General features: G+C 56.6%; 22 protein-coding genes and 2 pseudogenes. 11 read left to right on the top strand and 13 right to left on the bottom strand.

All coding sequences use genetic code 11. From position 1 onward, the window contains the following. Window positions 1-31: 31 nt before the first annotated feature. A complete protein-coding gene (locus tag JWR98_RS20110) occupies window positions 32-199 on the top strand; it encodes a DUF2897 family protein (RefSeq protein WP_078732198.1) in 168 nt (55 codons plus the stop codon). A gap of 6 nt (window positions 200-205) precedes the next feature. On the opposite strand, the gene JWR98_RS20115 is transcribed toward JWR98_RS20110, so the two are convergent. From JWR98_RS20115 to JWR98_RS20130, 4 genes are all read right to left on the bottom strand, one after another. Further along, window positions 206-1,054 (bottom strand): urea carboxylase-associated family protein, encoded by an 849-nt coding sequence (locus JWR98_RS20115; RefSeq protein WP_003172673.1) that lies wholly within the window; start codon window positions 1,052-1,054, stop codon window positions 206-208. A 15-nt stretch (window positions 1,055-1,069) separates the two neighbouring features. After that, complete coding sequence (locus JWR98_RS20120; protein ID WP_078732197.1) at window positions 1,070-1,714, bottom strand: GntR family transcriptional regulator; 645 nt, start codon at window positions 1,712-1,714, stop codon at window positions 1,070-1,072. 108 nt (window positions 1,715-1,822) lie between these two features. After that, on the bottom strand, window positions 1,823-2,155 hold the full coding sequence (locus JWR98_RS20125) for a ComEA family DNA-binding protein (protein WP_078732196.1): 333 nt from the start codon (window positions 2,153-2,155) through the stop codon (window positions 1,823-1,825). A 111-nt stretch (window positions 2,156-2,266) separates the two neighbouring features. After that, entirely contained in the window at window positions 2,267-4,261 is a 1,995-nt protein-coding gene (locus tag JWR98_RS20130; RefSeq protein WP_205491029.1) for a polysaccharide biosynthesis protein, read from the bottom strand. Window positions 4,262-5,180: 919 nt separating this feature from the next. Between JWR98_RS20130 and wecB the strand changes: the two genes are divergently transcribed. The 10 genes and pseudogenes from wecB (at window position 5,181) to JWR98_RS20180 (ending at window position 17,740) form a co-directional block, all read left to right on the top strand. Then, complete coding sequence (gene wecB, locus JWR98_RS20135; protein WP_205491031.1) at window positions 5,181-6,320, top strand: non-hydrolyzing UDP-N-acetylglucosamine 2-epimerase; 1,140 nt, start codon at window positions 5,181-5,183, stop codon at window positions 6,318-6,320. Next, window positions 6,317-7,581, top strand: a pseudogene (gene wecC / locus JWR98_RS20140) (UDP-N-acetyl-D-mannosamine dehydrogenase). The gene wecB and the pseudogene wecC overlap by 4 nt, the downstream one beginning before the upstream one ends. 135 nt (window positions 7,582-7,716) lie before the next feature. Beyond that, on the top strand, window positions 7,717-8,961 hold the full coding sequence (locus tag JWR98_RS20145) for a hypothetical protein (RefSeq protein WP_078732192.1): 1,245 nt from the start codon (window positions 7,717-7,719) through the stop codon (window positions 8,959-8,961). Between the two features lie 2 nt (window positions 8,962-8,963). Next, window positions 8,964-9,425: a serine acetyltransferase gene (locus JWR98_RS20150; RefSeq protein ID WP_205491033.1), complete on the top strand. Its 462-nt coding sequence runs from the start codon at window positions 8,964-8,966 to the stop codon at window positions 9,423-9,425. A 20-nt stretch (window positions 9,426-9,445) separates the two neighbouring features. Next, window positions 9,446-11,050: an O-antigen ligase family protein gene (locus JWR98_RS20155; protein WP_078732191.1), complete on the top strand. Its 1,605-nt coding sequence runs from the start codon at window positions 9,446-9,448 to the stop codon at window positions 11,048-11,050. 172 nt (window positions 11,051-11,222) lie between these two features. Next, on the top strand, window positions 11,223-12,887 hold the full coding sequence (asnB, locus tag JWR98_RS20160) for an asparagine synthase (glutamine-hydrolyzing) (protein WP_263974252.1): 1,665 nt from the start codon (window positions 11,223-11,225) through the stop codon (window positions 12,885-12,887). A 60-nt stretch (window positions 12,888-12,947) separates the two neighbouring features. Continuing rightward, on the top strand, window positions 12,948-14,579 hold the full coding sequence (locus JWR98_RS20165; protein ID WP_205491036.1) for a heparinase II/III family protein: 1,632 nt from the start codon (window positions 12,948-12,950) through the stop codon (window positions 14,577-14,579). Between the two features lie 7 nt (window positions 14,580-14,586). Next, window positions 14,587-15,765, top strand: a complete 1,179-nt coding sequence (locus JWR98_RS20170) for a glycosyltransferase family 4 protein (RefSeq protein ID WP_205491039.1) — start codon at window positions 14,587-14,589, stop codon at window positions 15,763-15,765. Between the two features lie 2 nt (window positions 15,766-15,767). Beyond that, window positions 15,768-16,727: a UDP-glucose 4-epimerase family protein gene (locus JWR98_RS20175; protein WP_078732187.1), complete on the top strand. Its 960-nt coding sequence runs from the start codon at window positions 15,768-15,770 to the stop codon at window positions 16,725-16,727. Further along, entirely contained in the window at window positions 16,724-17,740 is a 1,017-nt protein-coding gene (locus JWR98_RS20180; protein WP_179119899.1) for an MraY family glycosyltransferase, read from the top strand. The genes JWR98_RS20175 and JWR98_RS20180 overlap by 4 nt, the downstream gene beginning before the upstream one ends. Before the next feature lie 42 nt (window positions 17,741-17,782). Here JWR98_RS20180 and JWR98_RS20185 read toward each other — a convergent pair whose 3' ends face one another. The 9 genes and pseudogenes from JWR98_RS20185 to serC all read right to left on the bottom strand — a co-directional run bounded on the left by JWR98_RS20185 (window position 17,783) and on the right by serC (window position 26,935). After that, window positions 17,783-18,010 (bottom strand): LapA family protein, encoded by a 228-nt coding sequence (locus JWR98_RS20185; RefSeq protein ID WP_078732186.1) that lies wholly within the window; start codon window positions 18,008-18,010, stop codon window positions 17,783-17,785. Between the two features lie 21 nt (window positions 18,011-18,031). After that, window positions 18,032-18,325 (bottom strand): integration host factor subunit beta, encoded by a 294-nt coding sequence (ihfB, locus tag JWR98_RS20190; RefSeq protein ID WP_003172657.1) that lies wholly within the window; start codon window positions 18,323-18,325, stop codon window positions 18,032-18,034. 132 nt (window positions 18,326-18,457) lie between these two features. Continuing rightward, the gene (locus tag JWR98_RS20195) at window positions 18,458-18,742 is read right to left on the bottom strand and encodes a hypothetical protein (RefSeq protein ID WP_003172656.1); all 285 of its coding nucleotides are present in this window, start codon (window positions 18,740-18,742) and stop codon (window positions 18,458-18,460) included. A 161-nt stretch (window positions 18,743-18,903) separates the two neighbouring features. Beyond that, window positions 18,904-20,589, bottom strand: a complete 1,686-nt coding sequence (rpsA, locus tag JWR98_RS20200) for a 30S ribosomal protein S1 (protein ID WP_003189774.1) — start codon at window positions 20,587-20,589, stop codon at window positions 18,904-18,906. A 120-nt stretch (window positions 20,590-20,709) separates the two neighbouring features. Further along, a pseudogene (cmk, locus tag JWR98_RS20205) lies at window positions 20,710-21,398 on the bottom strand ((d)CMP kinase). Next, complete coding sequence (locus tag JWR98_RS20210) at window positions 21,395-23,605, bottom strand: bifunctional prephenate dehydrogenase/3-phosphoshikimate 1-carboxyvinyltransferase (RefSeq protein WP_078732307.1); 2,211 nt, start codon at window positions 23,603-23,605, stop codon at window positions 21,395-21,397. The pseudogene cmk and the gene JWR98_RS20210 overlap by 4 nt, the downstream one beginning before the upstream one ends. Window positions 23,606-23,633: 28 nt before the next feature. Next, window positions 23,634-24,746, bottom strand: coding sequence for a histidinol-phosphate transaminase (gene hisC, locus JWR98_RS20215; protein ID WP_078732184.1), 1,113 nt, complete (start codon window positions 24,744-24,746; stop codon window positions 23,634-23,636). 9 nt (window positions 24,747-24,755) lie between these two features. After that, entirely contained in the window at window positions 24,756-25,850 is a 1,095-nt protein-coding gene (gene pheA / locus JWR98_RS20220) for a prephenate dehydratase (RefSeq protein WP_003172650.1), read from the bottom strand. Beyond that, window positions 25,850-26,935 carry a 3-phosphoserine/phosphohydroxythreonine transaminase gene (serC, locus tag JWR98_RS20225; RefSeq protein ID WP_078732182.1) on the bottom strand — a complete coding sequence of 362 codons (1,086 nt, stop codon included), beginning with the start codon at window positions 26,933-26,935 and terminating at the stop codon, window positions 25,850-25,852. The genes pheA and serC overlap by 1 nt, the downstream gene beginning before the upstream one ends. Window positions 26,936-26,944 lie beyond the last annotated feature (9 nt).

The following is a 26,944-nucleotide window of genomic DNA, read 5'->3' on the forward strand; positions in this document are numbered from 1 at the left end:
TCCCACGGCAATCTGCCTCAAGGAGAGCCTTATGCCGTGGTACGCGTGGTTGATTATGGTAGTAGCGATCGGGTCGATCGTCGGTGGGCTGATGATGCTGCGTGACAGCGCCAACAAGGTGGAACTCACCGACGAAGAACGCAAACGCGTGGCCGAGCGCAACGCCCAGGCGGATGCCAAGGATGCGCAGGATCGCTAGGGTTTCTTACTCCCAGTCCGCCTTGGCAATATGCAACCCGTGCTGCCCCTTGTAGGCAGCACGCTCCGGCTGGCTCCAGCCGCTCAATAGCTCTTCCTCCAGTTTATAAATCTCAACCCCCAGCGGACGGCAGACTGTGAGCGGGTCCTGCGCATCCGGCCCCCACATCGGCAGCGACAAATCCCCGCCTGGGCATGTCGACAGCGCGCACAGCAAATCAATTTCGGCAAAGAACTCCAGGTAATCGCCCTTCTGTGCCGGGCACGCCTTCATGAAATACATGTCGTCATGATTCAGGCCGGTGCATTGAAAAATATTCAGCACGTCATGCACATCGAATTCCGTCAGGCCGTGGGGCAACACCGCACGCGTCAGGTTCGAGTGGCAATGGTGATGAAAGTCCTCACCGGTCAGCATGCGGTTCACATACGGATCGCAACGCGTGCCAAGCAAATCGTGCAGGCGCCCGCCGTGTTCATCGATACCGTAGCTGGCCAGGCTGTCATCGGTAATGGTGACCAAAGGCCGCAGAAACGGCAGGTTCGACCACAGCCGGTCGTGGGTGCTGACATGCGCGCCCTGCAACTGACGGGTGCGCGCCGCCCATAGGCGTTCACGCGGGTCATTGGCGTTCCACACGTTAAAGTCCCCCACCTGCGGTCCCACCGGCGTGGTCACACGAAATACATGCCCAGCCGGTACCTTCCAAGCCCTGCCCGTACGAATGGGCACTTCGAACTGCTCAATCAGCGTGCGTTGATCCGCTCGATCACGAATGCGCTCATAAAACGCCGTGTCAACCTGCAGCGCCGAACCTTTACTGACCTGATAAGCGGCCGGATAGTCTTTGTACATGGTGCAGATCCTCGATCAGGCAGGGGAGAACAGGGCCAACGACAGACATTCCGAATCTTTCAGGTACAGGCTCATCGCCTCCCCTGCCGCCGGTTTGTCCTGCTGGACCAACAATTGGTAAATTTCACGGTCACGCTCCAGCCAGGGCGACTGAAAACGCTGCTCATCGGGCGCCGCGCAAAACACCAGGCGCAATTGCGCGATGACCTGGGCAAAAAACTCGTCGAACAACGGACTGCGCATCAAACCCACGATGTGCTGATGGAACCGTAAGCTGTGTGTCGCCACAGTGCGCCAATCTTCGCGCTCCCGAGCAAGGGTGGTGGCATCGATGGCGTTTTGCATGCGGTCGGATTGCTCCGTCGTGAGCGGACCGCTCTGGGCAATCGCCTGCAACTCAAGGGTACGACGGACTACAAACAGGTCGCGCACCTCGTGGCGTTCCAACCGCCGGACCACCACGCCCTTGTTGCGCACGTAGCGGGTCAACCCCTCCTGGCCCAAACGATGCAGCGCTTCGCGAATCGTATTGCGCGAAGCGTTGTAGGCCTTGACCAGCTCGACCTCGACCAACGGCATGCCCGGCAAAAGCCGACCGCCGATGATGTCAGCACGCAATTCCAGGGCAATCTGATCGGCTAGCGACAAACTGGGAGACATGATTACCTCTCGATTGTTGAACAATCTACTCGGGAGACATAATCACTTTTCATGCCAAGTTGACGGAAGACGAAAAGGCCGATCAGCGACCGGCCTCATCTCACTGCCTTAGTTGAGCGCCAGCCTGTCGCGATTCTTCTCCAACAGCGCCTTGCCGATGCCCTTCACTTCCAGCAATTCATCAACCGCCGTGAAGGGGCCATTGCTTTCACGATAAGCGACGATCGCCTTGGCCTTGGCCGCGCCGATGCCGAAGAGGTCGCGGTGCAGGGTTTGCGCGTCAGCGGCGTTGAGGTTGACCTTGGCCGATTGCTCGGTCTTGGTCATTTGCGCGGTAACAGGGGCTGGCGTTTCCGGTTTGACGGACGGGGCTGCGGTGGTAGCGGCCGACAACGTAGTGAGAAAAGCGAAGATCAGCGAGGTGAGATAGGTGTTTTGCATTGGTGACGCTCCATGACATCGGTAAGAGAAAAGCAGCTTTTCCGAAGCTGCTTTTCAAACTTAGGTGATGTTGGAGATTCGTCAAAAATGCTTGAGTAACAGAGTGTTAAATCACGGTTCCAAACGGCGCTGCTGGTAGATCAAATCGACGATTTCGCCGTCGGGTGAATAACCGCTGACCGTTTCGCGCAGGATCTGACGCACACGGTCGTAGTTGTCCTCCCTCACCGCGGCGAGCAATTCGCTCAGTTTGTTTTTGAGTACGTCCCAGGCCAGATGGTCCTCGTTGGCACTCATGATCATCGGATGCTGAGTCGCCACGACGTTGTTGCCGATCAGCAACTCCTCGTAGAGCTTTTCACCTGGACGCAATCCGGTGAACTGAATTGCAATATCGCCGTGAGGGTTTTTATCCGTGCGCACACTGAGCCCGGACAAATGAATCATTTTTTCCGCCAGTTCTATAATTTTTACCGGCTCGCCCATGTCCAGTACGAACACATCCCCACCCTGCCCCATGGAACCGGCCTGGATCACCAGTTGGGCGGCTTCGGGGATGGTCATGAAATAACGCGTGATCTTGGGGTGCGTGACAGTCAATGGGCCGCCCGCCTTGATCTGCCGGTGAAAAAGCGGAATCACGGAGCCTGAAGAACCCAATACGTTGCCGAACCTGACCATGGTGAAGCGGGTTTTGTTGACGCGTGCCACGCCGGACTTGTCGCCAAACATCACCGGAGCTTTCTCCAGGCTGAGTGCTTGCAAGGCCAATTCCGCAAGGCGTTTGGTACTCCCCATGACATTAGTCGGCCGAACAGCCTTGTCGGTGGAAATCAGCACGAAGTTCACCACACCGGCTTTCAAGGCAGCCTGGGCGGTATTTACAGTGCCAATGATGTTATTCAACACGCCTTCGGCAATATTATGTTCGACAATCGGCACATGTTTGTACGCGGCCGCATGATAAACCGTGTCGACGTGCCAGCTCTTCATGACGTCAAGCAGTTTGCTCTCGTCGCGTACCGACCCCAGGATAGGCAATAACTTGATGGGCAATGACTCATGGGCAATGCGATATTCAAGTTCAGACAAGATGCTGTAAAGATTGAACTCACTGTGTTCGAACAGCAGCAGGGTCTTGGGCTTCAGGGCCAGGATCTGCCGACACAGCTCAGACCCGATCGACCCTCCCGCGCCGGTGACCATGACAGACTGGCCGACGATGCAACGTTCAAGCAGGTCTTCCTGGGCCGGTACGGCATCGCGCCCCAACAAGTCGGCAATATCGACTTCCTGGATATCGTCAACCTTGACGCGCCCACTGGCCAACTCCATAAAGTCCGGAACGCTGCGCACGTGCAGTGGAAACCGCTCCAGGTTAGCGAGAATCTCACGTCTGCGCCCGCGCCCCGCCGAAGGAACCGCCAGCAATATCTGCTGGGCGCCCGTGGCGTCGATCATCTGCTGGATATGCTTGGGCTTGAACACCTGCAGCCCGGATATCACACGGCCTGCAATACTCCCGTCGTCGTCGATGAAAGCAACCGGGCGCATGATCCGCCCCATGCGCAACGCAGCGACCAGTTGATTACCCGCCGAGCCTGCCCCGTAAATGGCAACTTTCGTCAACCCATCATCACGATTGGTAAAGGGAACATGTTGCGCTGCAGCGAACCAATCTCCCATGAAGTACTGGCGCATCGCGAGACGCAACCCACCCACGGTCACCAGGCATAACCACCAGTAGTTGAAAATCACCGAGCGCGGAACAACATATTGATGATTGCTGTAAAGATAGACAACCAGACCCAGAATAAGTGAAGAAAGGCTCACCGCCTTGATGATGGTAATAAGTGCATCGTTACCAAAGTAACGCATCACCGCACGGTACATGCCAAAGCGAATAAACAGGGGGATGGCGATCACCGGAGCGCTCAGGAACAGCCATGTATATCGCTGGATCGGTTGTTCCATCTCGGCAATGCCAAGTCGGACGACAAAGGCCATCCACAATGAAACCCACACCAACAAAATATCGACAAGCACCTGAAGGATGCGCTTGTGGCGGCGCGGGAGATTCAATAAAAAAACTCTCATCTTATCCATGCCCCTATCCGACACTTTCATGCTCCCGAAGTCAAAACCCGCCAATCGACGAAAATGCTGATATACGACGAATTACCTGTGCTGAATATAGACTACGCGGACGCAATAACTGCATCACAAAATCTCCTTTCAGGAAATTCTCATTCCCCGCTGACGTGTCTTTGGGCCAGGCAACCGGTACCCTTACTCTAAAGGTGCCACCATCGAGCACCCCTCTACATACAATAATCGCCACGGACGGAATGATACCCGCGTTGTGTCGGAAATCCTTTGAAATCATCATCGCGACCCAAAAAAATCAACGATCGATGCGCGTTTACCCCTGCAAATCCGGCTATTCAGCTATTTCTTACGCAAAATGGCGTACGTCTGACCAACTGCTAAGCTTGGCCCGACAGACAGCAATAGCAACCCTATCATTAGCTAGCATAGCAACAGTTAAACTAAGGGAAAGTGTAACAGAAATGGACGGTCTCCAAACCATTCATGACACTGTGCTACCATCGCCAAGATTCACCAGCGACTTATTCGATTTTTATCTCCAATGCTCTAAATCGCTGTATTGAAGCGCCCGACGAACCAAATCGAACAGGTGTTCCATTCCATCCTTGGGAAAAATACTTTCTTCAAGGCTATACTCCGCCACGCTTTACCACGCGCCACTACAGTAAAGAGCAATGTAGGAAAAGTCTGAAGGCGCTCACCATAACAAAAATAGCCAGACTGCATGAACGGGACGATTGACCTTAATGAAAAAGATGCCACTTCAGGCAAGTAAGCAGGCTCAACACGAATTGATCTTCGCGCTGGATCAAAATGACGAGCGCACTTTAGAGCCCGCGCACTACTTGCTGAACCGCCCTCGTTGGCGTACACATGCGATGCTCAAAAACTGCCATCCGATGCAGGAAAATCGCTGATGACTTTAAAAACCTTGTGTGTGTTCGGCACGCGGCCTGAAGCAATCAAAATGGCTCCATTGGCGCTGAGCCTTGCTGCGGATGAGCGCTTCGACGCTAAGGTATGCGTGACTGGCCAGCATCGGGAAATGCTTGACCAGGTGCTCAAGCTCTTCGAAATCACGCCTGATTTTGACTTGAACATCATGAAGCCCGGTCAGGATTTGACTGATGTTACGAGTGGCATTCTGCAAGGAATGAAAACAGTCTTCGCTGTATTCAAACCGGACATTGTACTGGTCCACGGCGACACCGCGACGACCTTCGCCACCACGTTGGCCGCCTACTACCATCAAATTCCCGTGGCTCACGTCGAAGCCGGCCTGCGTACTGGCAACCTCTACTCACCGTGGCCCGAGGAGGCAAACCGCAAGCTGACTGGCGCCCTCGCGGCATTGCACTTCGCACCGACGCAAACTTCCAGGCAGAACCTGCTCAGGGAAGGTGTTGCGCCTCATAGCATCCACGTCACCGGCAACACCGTCATTGATGCGCTACTGGACGTAGTCGAGCGGATCAAGAGCAGTGCGGCCCTGCAACAGCAGTTTCACCAACAATTTTCATTTCTGGGTGAAGGCAAGCGAGTGATCCTGGTAACGGGTCATCGTCGAGAAAGTTTTGGAGGTGGCTTTGAGAAGATCTGCCAAGCCCTGATCAATACCGCCAAGGACTTCCCCGATGTCGAGATTGTGTACCCCGTTCACTTGAATCCGAATGTGCGCGAGCCGGTCAAGCGACTCCTGACCGACGTCGAAAATATCCATCTGATCGAACCCTTGGATTATCTGCCCTTTGTGTACCTGATGAATCGGTCCTATCTGATTCTCAGTGATTCAGGCGGTATTCAGGAAGAAGCGCCGTCCTTAGGTAAACCTGTGCTGGTGATGCGTGACACCACCGAGCGTCCGGAGGCAGTCGAGGCTGGAACGGTAAAACTGGTCGGGACCGAGATTGAGGTCATCAGCACTCACTTGAGCGTCCTGCTGACCAATGTTGACGCCTACAGCCGGATGAGCTTCGCCCACAACCCCTACGGTGACGGAAAGGCATCCGCGCGGATTCTGGAAGCGCTTTCACGAATTAAAAAGGCTAACTCATGAGTTTCGAAACGGTTTCAGTCGTCGGCCTCGGCTATATCGGACTTCCAACGGCTGCGGTGTTCGCCTCACGCAAGAAAAAAGTCATCGGCGTCGACGTCAACCCGAACGCGGTGGCAATCATTAACCGCGGCGATATCCATATCATCGAACCGGATCTGGACATCGTCGTACGCGCGGCTGTCACTGAAGGTTATTTGCGGGCAACGACAACGGCAGAGCCGGCCGATGCCTTTCTCATTGCCGTTCCTACCCCCTTCAAGGGCGACCACGAACCGGATCTTTCCTACATCGAATCTGCCAGCAAAGCCATTGCTCCGGTACTGAAAAAAGGCGACCTGGTCATTCTGGAATCCACCTCTCCAGTCGGGGCGACCGAGCAAATGTCTGCGTGGCTGGCCGAAAGCCGACCGGACCTGACATTCCCGCAAACCCATGGCACAGAATCAGACATCCGTATCGCACATTGTCCGGAGCGCGTGCTGCCGGGTCATGTATTGCGCGAACTGATTGCAAACGATCGCATCATTGGCGGGCTGACCAGCAAATGCTCAGAAGCTGCGCGGCGTCTATATAAAACCTTCGTCGAAGGTGAATGCATCATCACCGACGCACGCACTGCCGAGATGTGCAAACTCACCGAAAACAGTTTTCGCGACGTGAATATTGCCTTTGCCAATGAGCTGTCGATGATCTGCGAGAAGCTCAATATCAACGTATGGGAACTGATACGCCTGGCCAATCACCACCCCCGTGTCAATATCCTGCAGCCCGGACCTGGCGTGGGCGGTCACTGCATCGCTGTCGATCCCTGGTTCATTGTCAGCAAAACGCCGGCCGAGGCGCGCCTGATACGTACCGCGCGGAGGTGAATGACAGCAAACCAACATGGGTACTGGAGCAGGTTCAACTGGCCATCGGTCAATTCCTGCAGGAGAACCCTTCGAAAACGGCCAAGGAGGTTACGGTTGCCTGTCTCGGGCTGGCCTTCAAGCCGGACATTGATGACCTGCGTGAAAGCCCATCCGTGGAGATCGCCGCACAGATCGCCCATTCCCATCCCGGTACTGTGCTTGCGGTTGAACCGAACATCGGGCACTTGCCCGCTCGCTTGGAAGGTCTCGCGACCCTGACCGAAATTGACCAGGCGCTCGCTTCTGCGCACGTGATTGTGCTGCTGGTCGATCACAGCGTGTTCAAGACAATCCCGGCTACACGTTTGTCATCGCTCAAAGTCATTGATACACGCGGCGTGTGGGTTTGAGAAAGGCTGAGGAACCCTGCCTGGAAATCGACGCGAGCCGTTAATATTGCATCGGTTTCCGTGCACCGAGTGGGGCACGTTGGTCAAATGATCATGCAATTGCATTTATCATGATGAGGTTCAAGAGGTTCTGGCATGCTCAACCTATTGATCCAGGTACTGACACTGATAAGTGGCCTGGTCGTTAACTTTGTGATTCCCGGCCTCTACGGGTTGGAAGCGTATGGCGCATTCATCAAGGCAAACGTACTGGTATTTTTATTTCAAAAGCTTCTGGATATCGTCAATGAGCAACTGATCGCCAGTGTGGAGGCCGAGTATATTCTCGTGACTTCGTTGTTTATGGCTGTGCTGATTTTTGTACTCTTCAGCGCCGTGAACCTGATTGATCATATCGGCAACCCGCTCCTGCTTGGCGTGATGCTGTTAAGCTCGGCGTGTCTGTTATCGCTATTCGGGCTGCGTCTGCAACGTTGGATCGTGGCCTACCTGGTGCTGTTTCTCGGGGTCTTCTTCACGCTCCTGCTGATCAGCCACCAGCAGATCTTGCCGCTGAGCATTGTCGATATATTGATCCTGACCAATTTGATTCCGTGCGTGTTTGCGATGGCGGCGCTGTTTTTCAAAGGGGCGAAACTGCCCGTTGGCAAGCAGCTCCTGCACACTTGCCAAGGCGTGCTGGCGCTGTTACCCAGAATGATATCCATCACGCTGGTGTTCAATCTGCTCACCAACATCCTGCCCTTCATTCTTTCCAAGAGCCTGCCCGTGCGCGATCTTGGATTGTTCAGGGTCATCGTCTCGATCATTCAATCAGCAACCAGCCTGTTCCCCGTCAACGTCAGGGCCGTTTTTGTTGCCTTCGTTTCGGGCGGGCAGCGCCAAGCGCAATATAGAATCATCACCTCGGTCGCTATCTTCTACTTCGCGCTGGTCGGGCTGGGCGGCTATGCAGGCGCATGGCTGTTCCCTCAGTATTCGGCCTATCTGGTGATGCTGCCCTGCCTGCCGGTGCTGTACTGGGCGGTGGTGACAGAGCGCTACCTGGTCGCCTGCGGCCTGCACCGTAAAGTCATCGTGGCAAACCTGGTGATTGCGCCGCTGGCCATCGCGGGCATGATTGTGTTTGTTCAGAACCTGGAACAGGCGCAGGTGTTCTACGCGATAGGGTTCTCGGCCTACTTGTTGTTCCTGCATGTCGCCTGTCGTCCGGGCATCCGCTTGCCGGTGGTGTTCTGGGTCGCCTTTCTTTCGCCGCTGGCCATTTTCCTGACCTCTATCAGCCTGTTCTGGGCCGCCCTGTATATGGGCTCGCTCCTGATCATTGCCGTGGGAGCACTCCAGCTTCGGCCCGCTGATATTCGAACGTTGAGGTTTTAACCGTGAACGCAGTAAAACTTTATCGAGTAGGCAACTGGCTGTATAGGCACCGAGTACCGTTGTTACCGGGCCTTGTTCGAAATGTGATTTTCCTTTTGTTCAACTCTTACATTCCGATCTCCGCAACCATCGGAAGAGGCACGATCTTCGCTTATGGCGCGATCGGCGTTGTACTGCACGCGAATGCAAAAGTGGGCGAAGGCTGCGTACTGGGACAAGGCATCACCATCGGTGCCGCTGAGGGCTATGTCACCAGCCAGATCAATCGCTGCCCGGTAATCGGTGACAACTGCTACATAGGAGCAGGCGCAAAAATCATTGGCGACATCAGCATCGGCAACAACTGTCAAATTGGGGCTTCGGCGGTCGTCTTGAAAGACATCCCTGATAACTCAATCGTTGTGGGAATACCTGCCCGAGTGATTGGGCAAACAGCAGATGACTACAAAGCGATACGCCCTTGATCAAACTATGGAGCGCCAGGGTGACTAACCATCGATGCGTCAAAAATACCATGGCGATCACGGCGGCGGCGCTCGTTGCTATTTTATTCATGCAGGGTTCTGGCGTGTTTTTTTACACGGCAATGATCGGCAGCGCTTTACTGGTATTAATGGCCATCAGGTCACCCTGGCTGGGTTTGCTGGCGCTATTCCCATTGGCGTTTGCGCTACGGCCTGCGCCGCCGTCCGCAGGCGCACAGGAAATAGCATTTGCCGCCCTGATGGGGATGATATTCCTCAGCACGCTATTCAAATTGCTTCGCGCTCAGGGTGTCCGGTCAACCCTGCGCCTGTTCGCCGCGCCAATCCTGGTAGGCGTAGGCTTTCTGGTGCTCAACCTTGCAGTAGCGATGCATCACCCTGTTCCACTGGCTGACTGGATCAGAGGGGCCGTGCCCTTTGTGTTCATCTACGCATTGATCCCGATCTGCGCCCTCCTCGGCCGTGAAGAAAGCGATATTCATTGGCTGGGCGCATCGGTGGGAAGCCTGATTTTACTAACCGCCGGCTACATCGTTCTTTATTACTTCTATCACGGCATGTGGCAGCCATACTGGGTCCTTCCGGCCGATGGGGAAATGGTCAGAATTTCTCAAGAAGAAGCACTGCGCAACGCCCAGGCGCTGGGACCGATGCGCGGTCGCATCACCCTAATGGTGGCGCAAGCAACCGACGCAATACTGCCACTGGGGATGGTGGTCGGTTATGTAGTCTGCACACTGACACCTGACCGAAGGGTTGCTTTGATCAGCAGTTTTATATCGCTGCTGTGCATGGCCGCCGTGCTGATCACATTTACACGAAGCATGCTGATCAGTGCGCTCCTCGTTATTGGCTTGTTCGCGCTCTATACGTTTTTTGCGCATAAACGCCTACGGCTGAAAGTAGCGTCAAGCATTGGCATTCAAACCCTGTTTGGCCTCGCATTCATTTTCGCCACCGGCATGCAGGATGTATGGCTCGGGCGCTTGAACTCATTGGCACAGACCGCATTACCTATCGCAACGTCATCCATTGAGTCCATCGGAGCGAAAAATACGCAACCAGAGGAACTGACATCCATATTCCTCGAGTCCAAGCCCCCCGAGGAAAAGAAGGACTTCAACGTCTCTTCTCGCGTCGAGGAATATAAAATCGCCTGGGATATGTTCCTGAATCATCCTGTGCTGGGCAACGGTATCGGCGTCAAACACGAGATGCACTGGGAAAGGCCCAACGGTGATTCATTCACGGAGTCAGTGGGCTATATCCACAACTGGCCACTGTACATGCTGATGGTCGGCGGCGTAGTCGGGCTGCTGATATATGCCGCCGTACTGGCCCCTCCGGTGCTATACCGATTGACCACCCTGAAAGCCGCCCCCATCTACCTCGCCGTGATTCGCACGGCGGTCATGACTCTGGCGATTTATGGTTTGTTTTTCGCGGTCTTTCGCCTGATTTCTTTCAACCTGCTGCTCGCAGCAGCCTGGGGAGTGATGCTGGCGCACAAACATTCAACCCAGGTGATGAATATCGCCTCGCCTGACGAACATAACGCCACGCCGGGAACGGTCGTCAAAGACATTCAGGAGACGTCGGTATAATGTGCGGCCTCAGCTTTTTTGCAGTTAAACACGATGCTCCCGGGACCCAGGCGCAAATGGAAAAAAGCCTGGCCGTGACCCGGCATCGAGGTCCGGACGCGTCGGCACGTATTTCGCCAGTGTCGCGGACTATCAGGTTGGCCTTGGGCACAACAGGCTGAGTATCCTGGACCTGTCTCCAACCGGCAGCCAGCCGATGTTTGCCGGGAATGGCGTGAGCATCGTGTTCAATGGCGAAGTGTTCAATCACCATGCGTTGCGCCGGCAGCTGGTGGAAAAAGGCTACCTCTTCAAGGGCACCTCCGACACCGAAGTCATCCTGCAATTGTATGTAGAACATCAGGAACAGGCTTTCGCGCTGTTGGAGGGCATGTTCACGTTCGTCATATTGGACGAATCGCGCAAAAAAACGTTTCTGGTAAGGGACGTCGTCGGAATCAAGCCGGTGTATTGCTATTCCAATGCGAACGGCCTCTACGCGTGCTCAGAAATTCGCGGCCTGAAATGCTTTTCGCAAGTGACTGCCGAAATAAATCAGGATGATGTCTTCGAATTCTTCAATAACGGTTTTCTCTACGAACCCAACACGGGCTACGAGGCCATCAAAAAGTTGATGCCCGGCAGTTACCTGGCGTTCGACCTGACAACCGGCGACATGACGACTCAGCGCTACCAGACCGTGACGAACTTCCAGACCGGGCAAGGCCTCGCAGAAGATGTGCGTTCCGCGGTGACGCGCCAATTGGAAGCGGACGTTCCGGTCGGCGTATTTTTCAGTGGTGGCGCGGACTCCAGCATCCTGGCCAGTTTCACCGGTGACGCCGATTTGTTTTTTGCAAAGTACGACGCAACGGACGACGCCATTGTCGATACGAAGTTTTCCGCCAATATCGCCAAACACCTTGGCAAAAAGCTGGTGGTTACCGAAATTCTTGACTCAGCCATCGACCCCTTCGAGTCGATCGATTTCGTCGCTGCTAACACCGAAGAACTGGTGTCCGACTACACATTCTGGGCGACCTACCGCTTGTCCACCGAAGCCAGGAAAAGTGGGTACACCGTCATGCTCAGTGGCATGGGCGGCGATGAAGCATTCGCCGGCTACCCACGCTACACCGTATTGAAGCACCACACATTGATTCGGTTGCTGTATCCCTTATTGAACGCACTGTTGAAACTCAAATTATTTCCAAAACGACTCGACAAGAAGTTCGAGCGGCTGGTCTCCTACGCTCAGGAAAGTTATTGGCCTTTGGCATACTCACGCATGCTGGGGTACTTCTCCCGCCAGGAGTTGAAGGGTTTTTTCCATGACTACGCCGGGCGCGAACAACAATACAAGCAACGCCTGGCCAACGTATTGAACCGCTACACCGGAGACCCCGAGGACAAAGTCAAATGCGCACAGCACTTTGACCAGACAGGCTTCTTGAGCCATAACCTGAGTGTTTCGGACAAGGCGAGCATGTTGGCCAGTATCGAACTGCGCGTCCCACTGTTGGACGAACGCGTGGTGGCCAGCGGCCTTGCCAGCTCAAGTGCAGACTTGCTCAAGGGCGGCGCACCAAAGGCCCCACTCAAGAACCTGCTCAAAAGCCTGCTACCTGCCGCATTGGTTGAGCGCCCCAAAACGGGTTTCAATCCACCGCTTGACGGCATTATTCGTCGGATAGGCCCACAACGCCTGCTCGCCGAGTTCGAGCGCATCTACACCTACGTTGCCCGCGAGGAAGTGGAAAAATTGGTGGGCAATCATTTCTCAGGCAGCGCAAACAATACCTACAAACTCTGGCAGGTGTTGTACTTCGAGCGCTGGCTGAAAATAAATTTCCCATAGTTATCGCCAGACCATACTCACGACTACACCTTTCAAGTGGTCTTCATAAGCAGGGCGTTGATGCAACGAATAACCAAGCTTTACCACACTGTCAAAATGTTGCGATTGAAGCAGATCTTTTATCGTCTTTATTATCGCTTCGCCAACGTTCGGCCGTTTTCCGCACAGGGTTTTACCCGACGTCCCTGTGTTCACCTGGCGAACACTACGCGCTGGAACGCCTCGCGCTTCAATGCGGATGAGCAGTTTGAATTCATGGGGCTGACCGCGCCGATCGATTGGCACGATGAGACGCGGCCAAAAATCTGGCAATACAACCTGCACTACCTGGATCATTTGGCATCATCCGACCAAACCCGCACCGACTTCGACAAACGCCTGGTAAACAGTTGGATTGCAAACAATCCCCCCTTCAGTGGGTGCGGCTGGGAACCGTATACGCTGTCTTTGCGTATCGTGAACCTGATCAAGTGGCAGCAACAGCAACCGACCCTGGAACCTCACTGGCTGGACAGCCTGGCGACCCAGGCCCATGCCCTGTCCGAACAGGTCGAATACCACATTCTCGCCAACCATCTGTTCGTGAATGGCAAGGCACTGGTATTTGCCGGGAGCTTTCTGCATGGCCAACAGGCGGACGACTGGCTATCCAAGGGCCTGAAGATTCTTGATGAGGAAATAGAGGAACAGTTTCTCGCGGACGGTGCGCACTTCGAACTATCCCCCATGTACCACGCATCCCTTCTTTGGGATATGTGCGACTTGCTGAACCTGGCCACTCACTCCGAACTGCCGGAACTGACCACTCGCCAAGACAAATGGAGAGGCCTGATCGAGCGCGGCCTGGCCTGGTTGCGCAGCCTCCAGCATCCGGATGGCGGCATTCCATTTTTCAATGACTGCGCATTCGGTATTGCGCCGACGCTGCTTGATATAGAGGCGTACGCGGTTGAATTGGGGTGCCATGCGCAGGACAAAATGCCCGACACCTCGGCGATTGTCGTCGAGCACCAGGCGGCTAGTGGCTATGTGGCGATCAACTTTGGCAATCAGTGCAAGGCGCTATTGAACCTCGCCCAGGTTGCGCCTGATTACCAACCCGGCCACACCCATGCCGACACCCTGAGTTTCGAACTCAGCCTGTTTGGCCAGCGGGTTTTCGTCAACTCCGGGACATCGCAATACGGAGAAGGTGCCGAACGCCATCGCCAGCGCAGCACGGCAGCGCACAATACAATAGAAGTGAACGGTGAAAGCTCATCGCAAGTGTGGGCCGGTTTCCGGGTCGCGCGACGCGCACGTACTACCGTGGGCAAGATCGAACAGACAGCCGATACCGTACGCATCAGCAGCAGCCATGACGGCTATCTGCGGCTTGCCGGGAAAAACGTGCACACTCGCGAGTGGCTCGCAACGGGCGGCCAATTACAGGTCATGGATTTTGTTTCAGGTACATTCGATAAAGCTGTATCGAGGCTGTTTTTACACCCCGATGTCAGCGCTGTGCAACAAGGCAATACGATAAGCATCACCCTGCCCGGTGGTCAGGTCGCTGTCGCGACACTAGAGGGCGCGACCCGGATCCATGTGGTGCCTTCCACATGGCATCCGGAATTCGGCAAGTCTGTCCCCAATCAGTGCATCGTCGCAGAGATATCGACAGACAGACTGACCACCTGCATAACCTGGTGAGGTGTAGATGAAACTTTTAATCCTAAGCTTTTATTATCAGCCTGATTTATCAGCCGGCTCATTTCGCACGACGGCATTGGTGGGCGCGCTTCTGGAGCAACTTCCCATAAATGCCCATATCGAATTGATTACCACACTGCCCAATCGCTACAGCTCCTTCAACACCCAGGCTGCGGAACTGGAGGAACATCCCAGGCTGACCATCCACCGAATTGCCCTGCCCCCTCACAAAAGTGGGATGGTCGATCAAGCCAGAGCCTTTCTGGTATATGCCAACGCTGCGCGCAAGATTGTGCGAAACCAACGCTACGACCTTATCTACGCGACGTCTTCGCGCCTGATGACCGCTGCGCTGGGGGCGTTGATGGCACGCACCAAGCGGACGCCGCTCTACCTGGATATACGCGATATCTTTGTCGATACGATCAAGGACGTACTGTCAAAAAACAAGGTCTGGCTGCTTAAACCGACATTGTCGCTGATCGAACGTTTCACCATTCACTCGGCACAAAAGGTCAATCTGGTCTCTGAAGGCTTTCTGCCTTACTTCAAATCACGCTACCCCGATCAACGCTACTCGACCTATACCAATGGCATTGATGACGAGTTCCTCAATGCGCAACCGGTTGCTGAAGAAAAGCCTTCAAACCCGATCCTGAGCGTGGTCTACGCAGGGAATATTGGCGAAGGCCAGGGGCTGCATAACATCATTCCCCAGCTCGCCAAACAGCTTGAAGGAAAGCTGCGGTTCAGGGTGATCGGCGATGGCGGTCGAATCGAGCTATTAAAGGAGGCCCTTGCCACTCAGGGCTGTACCAATGTTGAGCTGCAAAAGCCGGTCAAGCGCGAGCAATTGATCGAGGCTTATCAGTCGGCGGATGTGCTTTTTCTGCATTTGAATGACCACGATGCATTCCGCAAAGTCTTGCCATCAAAGGTGTTTGAATATGCCGCACTGGGCAAGCCGATCTGGGCGGGCATTTCGGGTTACGCCGCCAGTTTTGTATCTGAACATATTGAGAACGCCGCCGTGTTTGCACCCTGCGATGCCGCTGCCGGCATGCAGGCTTTCGAGACACTGAATGTCATGACGTGCCCGCGCCACGCCTTCGTCGAGCGCTTTGGGCGTGACCGTATCATGCGCGAAATGTCGAAAGACACTCTTTCACTCATAGGAACGCCTTGATTATGCAAATCCTTATGACGGGAGCGAGCGGCTTTATCGGTAGCGGGTTAATCGCACCACTGCTTGAACGGCATCACTCGATTACCGCCGCTGTACGCGGACTCAAGGCCGAACTCGATCCGCGCATCAAGCAGAGCCTTGTCAGCGGGCTATCCGCCGAACAGGATTGGCAAGCGTTGCTCAAGGACCAGGATGCGGTGATTCATCTGGCTGCCCGGGTCCATGTCATGAGTGACGCATCCACCGATCCACTTGCCGAATATCGGCGGGTCAATGTCGAAGGCACCCTCAATCTGGCCCGTCAAGCCGCCACGGCCGGGGTTAAGCGCTTTATCTTTATCAGTTCGATCAAGGTCAATGGCGAAAGCACGGTGGCCGGCACGCCGTACACAGCAGAGAGTCCGACAGCACCTACCGATCCCTACGGCGTCTCCAAAAAGGAGGCCGAGCATGGCCTGCGAGCGTTGGCGTGCGAAACCGGCATGGAAGTGGTGATCATCCGCCCCGTACTGGTTTACGGGCCCGGCGTTCAAGCGAACTTTCTGAGCATGATGCGCTGGCTGCACAAAGGTCTGCCCCTGCCCTTGGGGGCCGTGGATAATCGACGCAGCCTGGTTGCCTTGGAGAACCTGGTTGATTTGATTATGACGTGCACCGAGCATCCCGCAGCGGCCAATCAAACCTTCCTGGTCAGTGATGGAGAAGACCTTTCGACCACGGCGCTCTTGCGCCGAATGGCGATGGCGCTGGGCAGGCCCGCACGGTTGTTGCCTGTACCGAGTTGGTTGCTGCAAGCCGGCGCCACTGCGCTGGGGCGCCGGGCGCTGGCTCAACGGCTATGTGGGTCCCTGCAGGTCGACATAGGCAAAACCCGCGAACTGTTGGGCTGGACGCCACCGAGCAGCATTGATCAGGCATTGCATAAGACAGGTAAACATTTCTTGGAAACGCAAACTAAATGAATATGTGGTGGCTGTTACCGACGGTGGCGATTGTCGCTCTCCTTTTGACCGGGGCTTTACGCCATTACGCACTGGCTCGAAGCCTGATCGACATCCCGAATGCGCGCAGTTCGCACGTCGTACCCACGCCCAGAGGCGGTGGCGTCTCAATCGTCGTCAGCTTTCTGTTAGCGTTGCTGCTGACTGCCAGCCTGGGCCTGATTGCCTGGCCGCTCACATGGGCATTATTCGGCGCTGGGACTGGCATCGCGGTGTTGGGATTTCTGGATGACCATGGCCACATCAGCGCACGCTGGCGCCTGCTTGGGCATTTTATAGCGGCGGCATGGGCACTCTTCTGGATGGGAGGGCTGCCACCGCTGACAGTGATGGGATTCGCCGTCGACCTGGGCTGGATCGGCCATGTGCTGGCAGCGGTCTACCTGGTATGGCTGCTGAATCTGTATAACTTCATGGATGGCATTGACGGAATAGCCAGCGTCGAGGCTATTTGCGTGTGCCTTGGCAGTGCCTTGATCTACTGGCTTACAGGGCATGAACTGATCGCGCTGACGCCTTTGTTGTTGGCGTTCGCGGTAGCTGGTTTCCTGTATTGGAACTTCCCTAAAGCACGCATTTTCATGGGCGATGCGGGGAGCGGATTCCTGGGCGTCACGCTGGGGGTGTTATCGCTGCAGGCGGCCTGGGTTGCACCGCAGCTTTTGTGGAGCTGGCTGATCCTGCTCGGCGTGTTTATCACTGACGCCACATGGACCTTGCTGCGCCGACTGCTGAGAGGCGACAAAGTGTACGAGGCCCATCGCAGCCATGCCTACCAGTTCGCTTCCCGCCAGTTCGGCAAACACCCGCCGGTTACCCTGGCGGTCATGGCAATCAATGTTGGCTGGCTGTTGCCTGCTGCGCTTCTGGTAGGCACCAGCACGATCGACGGCTTGCTGGGCCTGCTGCTGGCCTATCTACCGCTGATAGCACTGGCCGTAAAGTTCAAGGCAGGAGAAAAAGAACCAAGCTGACCGCATCAAAGGGGGCGGCTTTCGCCTCCTTTCCGGCCGAGATCAAACCAGTCTCTTGCGGCGAGCCCTGGCTATCCAGGCCACCAGTGGACCTATGATCATCCCGATCAGCAATGCGAGCACGACGAACACGGAGACCGGCAACTGCGGTGCTGCCCAGCCAAGGAACTGCAGGGAAACCGACTGCTGATTTTCAAGCACAAATGCCAAGATGCCCAGCAGGAGCACCAACACTAGCAAGAGTGCACTAACGCGCTTCAAGCTACCCATGACTCACTCCCTTCACGAGTATCAAACCTCGTCTTCATCCTCATTGACCCGGTCCCGCAGTTCTTTACCCGGTTTGAAATGCGGAACGAACTTCCCGTCGAGGCTGACCGATTGACCGGTCTTCGGGTTACGGCCGACACGCGGAGCGCGGTAGTGCAGGGAGAAACTACCAAACCCACGGATCTCAATCCGATCGCCAGTAGCCAAACACTGCGACATCTGTTCAAGCATGGTCTTGATAGCCAGCTCAACATCCTTGGATGAGAGTAGCCCTTGATGGGTGACAATTCGTTCGATCAACTCCGACTTCGTCATATTTTTCCCTTCTTTTTCAAGCAGCTAGGAAAAGCGCTTCGAAGGTTTTAGCATGACTCGGTGAATTTGAACAGCCCATATATCAACTTATCTGATAGTTGAATAAACGCCCACATTGAATGTGCGACTGCCTCAGTTGCAGATCACCAGCATGGTACGGGTGACCGCTCCGGCGGGGTTCCAGCCGAACAGATAGTCGCCCTCCTCGTCCTTGGCATCACTGGAGCGGGTGATGACCTTATAGCCCTGCATCTTGCATTCACGAGCGGCGCGCTTCTCACACTTCTCCCAGGTATTGCCCAGGCCCGAGCAATCGATCTGGATACCACTGACGCCACGCTTGGCGTGGGTCTTGGCGCTGGTGGCGGAGCAGCCTGCAATCAATGCCAATACGAGTACTACCATCAGCCTGTTCATTCAAATCCTTACTGAAGCCGCAACATGGAAAGAGTCTTTCTTAAAACTATAACCAGTTCCGACATCGCGCTGTACACCTTGGTTCTAACTTCTTGATTCAGCAAATTTCACCCAAAAAAAAAGGACGACCGAAGTCGCCCTTTTTTACAGCTTTACAGAACTTAGTTCTGCTTAGCCATTGCCTGGCGCAGCAGTGCCGCCATGGTGGTGTCAGCAGCAGCTTCCGGAGCAGCTTCTTTCAGGCTCTGGATAGCTTCTTTCTCTTCCACTTCGTCCTTGGACTTGATGGAGAGTTGGATCACGCGGCTCTTGCGGTCAACGCTGATGATCTTGGCTTCTACTTCCTGGCCTTCTTTCAGAACGTTACGTGCGTCTTCAACGCGGTCACGGCTGATTTCGGAGGCTTTCAGAGTCGCTTCGATATCGTCGGCCAGAACGATGATGGCGCCTTTGGCGTCAACTTCTTTCACAGTACCTTTAACGATGGCGCCTTTGTCGTTCTCTTGAACGTACTCGGAGAACGGATCGCTTTCCAGTTGCTTGATGCCCAGGGAGATGCGCTCACGCTCTGGGTCAACCGACAGGATAACGGTGTCCAGCTCGTCGCCCTTCTTGAAGCGACGAACAGCTTCTTCGCCCACTTCGTTCCAGGAGATGTCGGACAGATGAACCAGACCGTCGATGCCGCCGTCCAGACCAATGAAGATACCGAAATCGGTGATCGACTTGATGGTGCCGGAGATTTTATCGCCCTTGTTGAACTGGCCAGAGAAATCTTCCCATGGGTTAGATTTGCACTGTTTGATGCCCAGGGAGATACGACGACGCTCTTCGTCGATGTCCAGAACCATAACTTCCACTTCGTCGCCGACTTGTACGACTTTCGAAGGGTGGATGTTCTTGTTGGTCCAGTCCATTTCGGAAACGTGTACCAGGCCTTCCACGCCTTCTTCCAGCTCAGCGAAGCAGCCGTAGTCGGTCAGGTTGGTTACACGCGCGGTAACGCGAGTGCTTTCTGGGTAACGAGCTTTGATAGCAACCCATGGATCTTCACCCAGTTGCTTCAGGCCCAGGGAAACACGGTTGCGCTCGCGATCGTATTTCAGAACCTTGACATCGATCTCGTCGCCAACATTGACGATTTCGGAAGGATGCTTGATACGCTTCCAAGCCATGTCGGTAATGTGCAGCAGGCCATCGACGCCACCCAGATCGACGAATGCGCCGTAATCGGTGAGGTTTTTGACGATACCTTTGACTTGTTGGCCTTCCTGCAGGGATTCCAGCAGAGCTTCACGCTCGGCGGAGTTCTCTGCTTCCAGGACGCTGCGACGGGAAACGACAACGTTGTTGCGCTTCTGGTCGAGTTTGATGACCTTGAATTCGAGTTCCTTGCCTTCCAGGTGCGTGGTGTCGCGCACTGGACGAACATCGACCAAAGAACCTGGCAGGAACGCACGGATGCCGTTAACGTCGACAGTGAAGCCGCCTTTAACCTTACCGTTGATAACGCCCTTGACCACTTCTTCAGCTGCGAAGGCTGCTTCGAGAACAATCCAGCATTCAGCGCGCTTGGCTTTTTCACGGGACAGCTTGGTTTCACCGAAACCGTCTTCAACCGAGTCCAGAGCAACGTGAACTTCGTCACCGACATTGATTGTCAGATCGCCAGCATCGTTGTAGAACTGTTCCAGCGGGATCAGAGCTTCAGACTTCAGACCAGCGTGAACGGTTACCCAGCGAGCTTGGTAATCGATATCAACGATAACACCGGTGATGATGGAGCCTGCCTGAAGGTTCAGGGTTTTTAGGCTTTCTTCAAAGAGTTCCGCAAAGCTTTCGCTCATTTTAATTCCTGTTGATAAGGGCGAAGAATACGCCCATCTCCACACCCCAGACGGTGTGGGTCAGTTTCAGTTAAAAGAAGCCACCGCAGGACTATGACTGGTCCCCTGCGGCCTTCTTGATCACCCGGCGATATCGCGAATGGCGATTTCACTCAAGATGCGTTCCAGCACCTGTTCGATGGACAACTCCGTGGAATCCAGCTGTATGGCATCAGCCGCCGGCTTGAGCGGGGCTACTGCGCGCTGGGTATCACGCTCATCGCGTGCACGGATCTCATCTAGCAGACTCGACAGACTAACACCATCGACTTTGCCCTTCAACTGCAAGTAACGGCGGCGGGCCCGCTCCTCGGCGCTGGCGGTGAGGAAAATCTTCAGCGGCGCCTCGGGAAACACCACCGTGCCCATGTCGCGACCATCGGCCACCAGGCCCGGCGCTCCTGGAAAGCTCGCTGGCGCTGCAGCAAGGCATCACGCACGGCCGGCAGCGCGGCAACCTGGGATGCCCAGGAGCCGACCTGTTCGTTGCGCAGGTCATCCGTCACATCATCGCCTTCCAGGATGATGCGCTGCGGATGGCCTTCCGTCGCCCCGACGAACTGCACATCGAGGTGCGCCGCCAGCAGCTTCAGGGATTCTTCGTTGGTCAGGTCGACGCCATGGTTGCGTGCGGCAAATGCCAGCAGGCGGTACAGCGCGCCGGAATCCAGCAGGCACCAGCCCAGGCGCTTGGCCAGGATGCCGGCGATCGTGCCTTTGCCCGAGCCGCTTGGCCCGTCGATGGTAATCACCGGTGCTTTGATATTCACAATTGAGCCTCTTGGGCAACACGGATGCCGACATGGGCACACAGTGTAAGAAAGTTCGGAAAAGACGTAGCAACATTGGCGCAGTCATGGATACGAATCGGCGCCGTTGCCCGCAAGGAAGCGACGCTGAATGCCATGGCAATGCGGTGATCACCATGGGCATGCACATCGCCGCCGCCTATCGGGCCACCGTCAATGATAATCCCATCGGGGGTCGGTTCACACTTCACCCCCAGTGCCAGCAGACCGTCGGCCATCACCTGGATTCGGTCGGACTCCTTCACGCGCAACTCTTCAGCGCCACGCAAAACGGTGCGCCCTTGGGCACAGGCCGCCGCCACAAACAACACCGGAAACTCATCGATCGCCAACGGCACCAGCGCTTCAGGAATCTCGATACCCTTCAGCCCGGCCGCACGCACACGCAGGTCGGCAACCGGCTCGCCACCCACTTCGCGCTGGTTTTCCAGGGTGATATCGGCGCCCATCAAGCGCAGGATATCGATCACACCGGTTCGGGTCGGATTGATCCCCACATGCTCGAGCAACAACTCGGAGCCCTCGGCAATCGAAGCGGCCACCAGGAAGAACGCCGACGAGGAAATATCCCCCGGCACTTCAATGTGGGTGGCCGTCAGCACATGGCCCGACTCCACTGACGCGGTAGCCCCATTAATCGCCACCGGACAACCAAAGCCGCGCAACATGCGCTCGGTATGGTCGCGGGTCGGCGCGGGCTCCGTCACCGCTGTAGTGCCTTTGGCATACAACCCGGCCAGCAACAGACAGGACTTGACCTGGGCACTCGCCATGGGCAACGCGTAGGTCATGCCTGTGAGCGACCGGCCACCGCGAATGGTCAGCGGCGGGCGCCCTTCCGGACCGGTCTCGATCACCGCCCCCATTTCCCGCAAAGGCTTGGCCACGCGATTCATCGGGCGCTTGGACAGCGACGCATCGCCCGTCAACACACTGTCGAAATTCTGCGCCGCCAGCAACCCGGACAGCAGGCGCATGGACGTGCCGGAGTTACCCAGGTAAATCGGCCCCGGAGCTGCTTTCAAACCATGCAACCCCACGCCATGAATGGTCACGCGCCCATGGTGCGGGCCTTCAATAACCACCCCCATGTCGCGAAACGCCTGCAAGGTGGCCAGGGCATCCTCACCCTCAAGGAAACCTTCGACTTCAGTCACCCCTTCAGCCAACGACCCCAGCATGATGGACCGATGGGAGATCGACTTGTCACCCGGTACCCGGATACACCCGCTCAAGACACCGCCCGGGTTGGCGACGAAGATCAGGTCATCGGTGTCCACAGCGGTTTCCATATAGGCCCGGCGCGCCAGGATCTTGCTGAAGTGCTCGCGCGCCACCCGCGCACGGGTGAACACGCCCAACAATTGGTGACCATCCCCGGCATCGACCGCGTCGCGCAAGGCATCGAGGTCACTGCGGAAGGTGTCCAGGGTGCGTAACACCGCTTCGCGATTGGCGAGGAAGATGTCGTGCCACATCACCGGGTCGCTGCCGGCGATACGCGTGAAGTCGCGAAAGCCACCCGCGGCGTAACGGAAAATCTCAAGGTTCTCGTTGCGCTTGGCCAGCGAATCCACCAGACCGAACGCCAGTAAATGTGGCAGATGACTGGTGGCCGCCAGCACTTCGTCGTGACGCTCGACCTGCATATGCTCGACATCCGCACCCAGCTCGCGCCACAGACGGTCCACCACCGCCAACGCCGCCGGATCGGTTTGCGCCAGCGGCGTGAGGATCACTTTATGCCGACGGAACAGCTGCGCATTGGACGCCTCCACTCCGCTCTGCTCGGAGCCGGCAATCGGATGACCCGGTACGAAACGCGCCGGCATACCACCAAAGGCCAACTGCGCCGCGCGCACCACATTGCCCTTGGCACTGCCAACGTCCGTGAGAATCGCGTTGCCCAAATCCATTCCGGCCAACATCGCCAGCAGCTTTTCCATGGCTAGGATCGGCACGGCAAGCTGGATCACGTCGGCGCCCTGGCACGCGAATGCCAGGTCCGCTTCACAGCGATCCACTACCCCCAGCTCAACGGCCAGCTTGCGCGATTGCGGGTCCAGGTCCACACCGACCACTTCGCCGCACAACCCGCTTTCGCGCAGACCTTTGGCGAAGGAGCCGCCGATCAACCCCAGGCCGACCACCACCAGGCGACCGATCATAGGCACGGCAGGTTGCAATGCAGTGACATCACCCACGAGCCAGGACCTTGGCCAGCGCCTCCAGGAAACGGCTGTTTTCAGCTGGCAGGCCGATGGTGATACGCAGGTGGTTCGGCATGCCGTAGTTGGCCACCGGACGCACGATCACGCCTTCACGCAGCAAGCCCTGGAATACCGGGGCAGCCACCTGGCCGAGATCGACGCAGATGAAGTTGCCCTTGGACGGGATCCAGCCCAGGCCCAAATCACGGAAACCGGCTTGCAACTGCAGCATGCCGCTTTCATTGATGCGTCGACCTTCTTGCAGATACTCGGCATCTTTGAGCGCCGCACACGCCGCCGCCAGGGCCAGGCTGTTGACGTTGAACGGTTGACGCACGCGATTCAGCACGTCGGCGACCACCGCGGTGGACAGGCCATAACCGACGCGCAGCGACGCCAGGCCATAGGCTTTGGAGAAAGTGCGCGATACCAGCAGGTTCGGGTAGGCCGCCAGGAAGTCCAGCCCATCCGGCAAGTCGCTGCCTTCGGCGTATTCGATGTAGGCCTCGTCCAGCACCACCAGCACATGCTCCGGCACGCCTTGCAGGAAGTCGTCCAACGCCTGTGCATCGAACCAGGTACCGGTCGGGTTGTTCGGGTTGGCGATAAACACCACACGCGTGTTGGCATCGATGGCCGCCAGCATCGCGGGCAGGTCATGGCCCCAGTCTTTGGCGGGAATGACACGGGCTTGCGCGCCAACGGCCTGGGTGACGATCGGATAGACCGCAAACGCGTGCTCGCTGAACACCGCATTCAGGCCCGGCGCCAGGTAAGCACGGCCGACCAGTTCAAGGATGTCATTGGAGCCGTTGCCCAAGGTCACCTGGTTCAGCTCGACACGACACTTTTGCGCCAGCAGCGATTTGAGGGCAAAGCCGTTGCCGTCCGGGTAACGGGTCAGCTCGGCCAGCTCATCACGGATGGCCGCCAACACCTTGGGGCTCGGGCCAAGCGGGTTCTCGTTGCTCGCCAACTTGACGATCTTCGCAGGATCCAGCTTCAGCTCACGCGCCAGCTCGTCCACAGGCTTGCCCGGGACGTAAGGCGACAGTTGTTGCACGCCCGGCTGCGCCAGGGCGAGGAAGTTGCCACTCATGTTAACGCCTCACAAAACCGCTTTCGGGTAAGAGCCCAGCACCTTGAGCGCCACGGCTTCCTGACTGATCTTTTCCAGCACACCTTTAACCAGTGGGTCGCGGTGGTGGCCGATGAAGTCGATAAAGAACACGTAGGTCCATTTACCACTGCGCGAAGGCCGCGTCTCGATGCGTGTCAGGTCTATACCGTTGTCGTGGAACGGCACCAGCAACTCATGCAGTGCGCCGGGCTTGTTGCTCATGGAGACAATGATTGAGGTCTTGTCGTCGCCGGTCGGCGGCACTTCCTGGCTGCCGATCATCAGAAAACGCGTGGAGTTGTCCGGGCGATCCTCGATTTTCTCGGCCAGGCGCGTCAGCCCGTACAGGCCCGCCGCCATATCCCCGGCAATGGCTGCCGAATTCCACTCACCCTTGACCCGCTTGGCCGCTTCGGCGTTGCTGGACACCGCCACGCGCTCGACATTCGGGTAATGGGCGTCCAGCCACTTGCGACACTGGGCCAGGGACTGGGCGTGGGAATAGATACGGCTGATGCTGTCGGTCTTGGTGTTTTCGCCCACCAGCAGGTGATGGTGGATGCGCAGCTCGACTTCACCGCAGATCACCATGTCGTGCTCGAGGAAGCTGTCCAGCGTGTGGTTGACCGCGCCTTCGGTGGAGTTTTCCACCGGCACCACGCCAAAATTCACTGCACCGGCCGCGACTTCACGGAACACTTCGTCGATGGCCGCCATCGGTTTGCTGATCACCGCGTGACCGAAGTGCTTCATGGCCGCCGCCTGGGTGAACGTGCCCTCGGGACCGAGGTACGCGACCTTGAGCGGCTGCTCCAGAGCCAGGCACGACGACATGATTTCGCGGAACAACCGCGCCATCTCTTCGTTGCCCAACGGCCCCTTGTTGCGCTCCATCACACGCTTGAGTACCTGGGCTTCACGCTCGGGACGGTAGAACACCGGCACTTCGCCTTCAGCCAGAGACGCCATCTTCACCCGTGCCACTTCCTGGGCGCATCGCGCGCGCTCACTGATCAGCTCCAGGACTTTCTCGTCCAGGCTGTCAATGCGCACGCGCAGGGCCTTGAGCTCTTGTTCTGACATTAGCCGTGTTCCTTTTCGAACTCTGCCATGTAGGCAACCAACGCGTTGATCGCGTGGATGTCGACAGCGTTATAGATGGAGGCGCGCATGCCACCCACCGAGCGGTGGCCCTTGAGGTTCAGCAGGCCACGTTCGTCGGCACCCGCCAGGAACGGCTTGTCCAGGCGGTCATCAGCCAGGCGGAACGGCACGTTCATCCACGAGCGGTCGGTGAGGTTGATCGGGTTGCTGTACAGGCCGCTGGCGTCGATGAAATCGTACAGGGTGCGCTTCTTCACTTCGTTGAGCTTGCCCATGGCCGCCACGCCGCCCTGCTCCTTGAGCCACTCGAACACCAGGCCGGAGAGGTACCAGGCAAACGCCGGCGGGGTGTTGTACATCGAGCCGTTATCGGCCGCGACCTTGTAGTTAAGCATGGTCGGGCACAGCGAGCGGGCGCGGCCCAGCAGGTCTTCGCGGATGATGTTGACCAGGATCCCGCTCGGGCCAATGTTCTTCTGCGCACCGGCGTAGATCATGCCGTAGCGCGACACATCGATCGGGCGCGAGAGGATGTCCGAAGACATGTCACATACCAACGGCACGTCGCCGACTTCCGGCACCCAGTCGAATTCCAGGCCGCCGATGGTTTCGTTCGCAACGTAGTGCACGTAGGCCGCGCCCTTCGACAGCTTCCATTCGTTCTGACCGGGAATGGCGAAGTAGTCGTAGGGTTTGGCGGTACCGGCCACATTGACATGCCCGTAACGCGAGGCCTCCTCAATGGCTTTCTGACCCCAGATACCGGTGTCGATGTAGTCGGCGGTGCCGTCTTCCGGCAGCAGGTTCAGCGGTATTTGCGCGAACTGCTGGCTGGCGCCGCCCTGCAGGAACAGCACTTTGTAGTTCGATGGGATGTCCAGCAAGTCGCGCAGATCCTGCTCGGCCTTGGTGGCAATGGACACGAACTCATCGCTGCGATGGCTCATTTCCATCACGGAGAGGCCTTTTCCATGCCAGTCGAGGAGTTCACCCTGCGCGCGCTGCAGGACTGCTTCAGGAAGCGCCGCGGGACCGGCACAGAAGTTATAGGCTCTCTTGCTCACATCCAATCT

It is taken from the genome of Pseudomonas lactucae (genome assembly GCF_016937615.1).
In the GTDB taxonomy this organism is placed as follows: domain Bacteria; phylum Pseudomonadota; class Gammaproteobacteria; order Pseudomonadales; family Pseudomonadaceae; genus Aquipseudomonas; species Aquipseudomonas lactucae.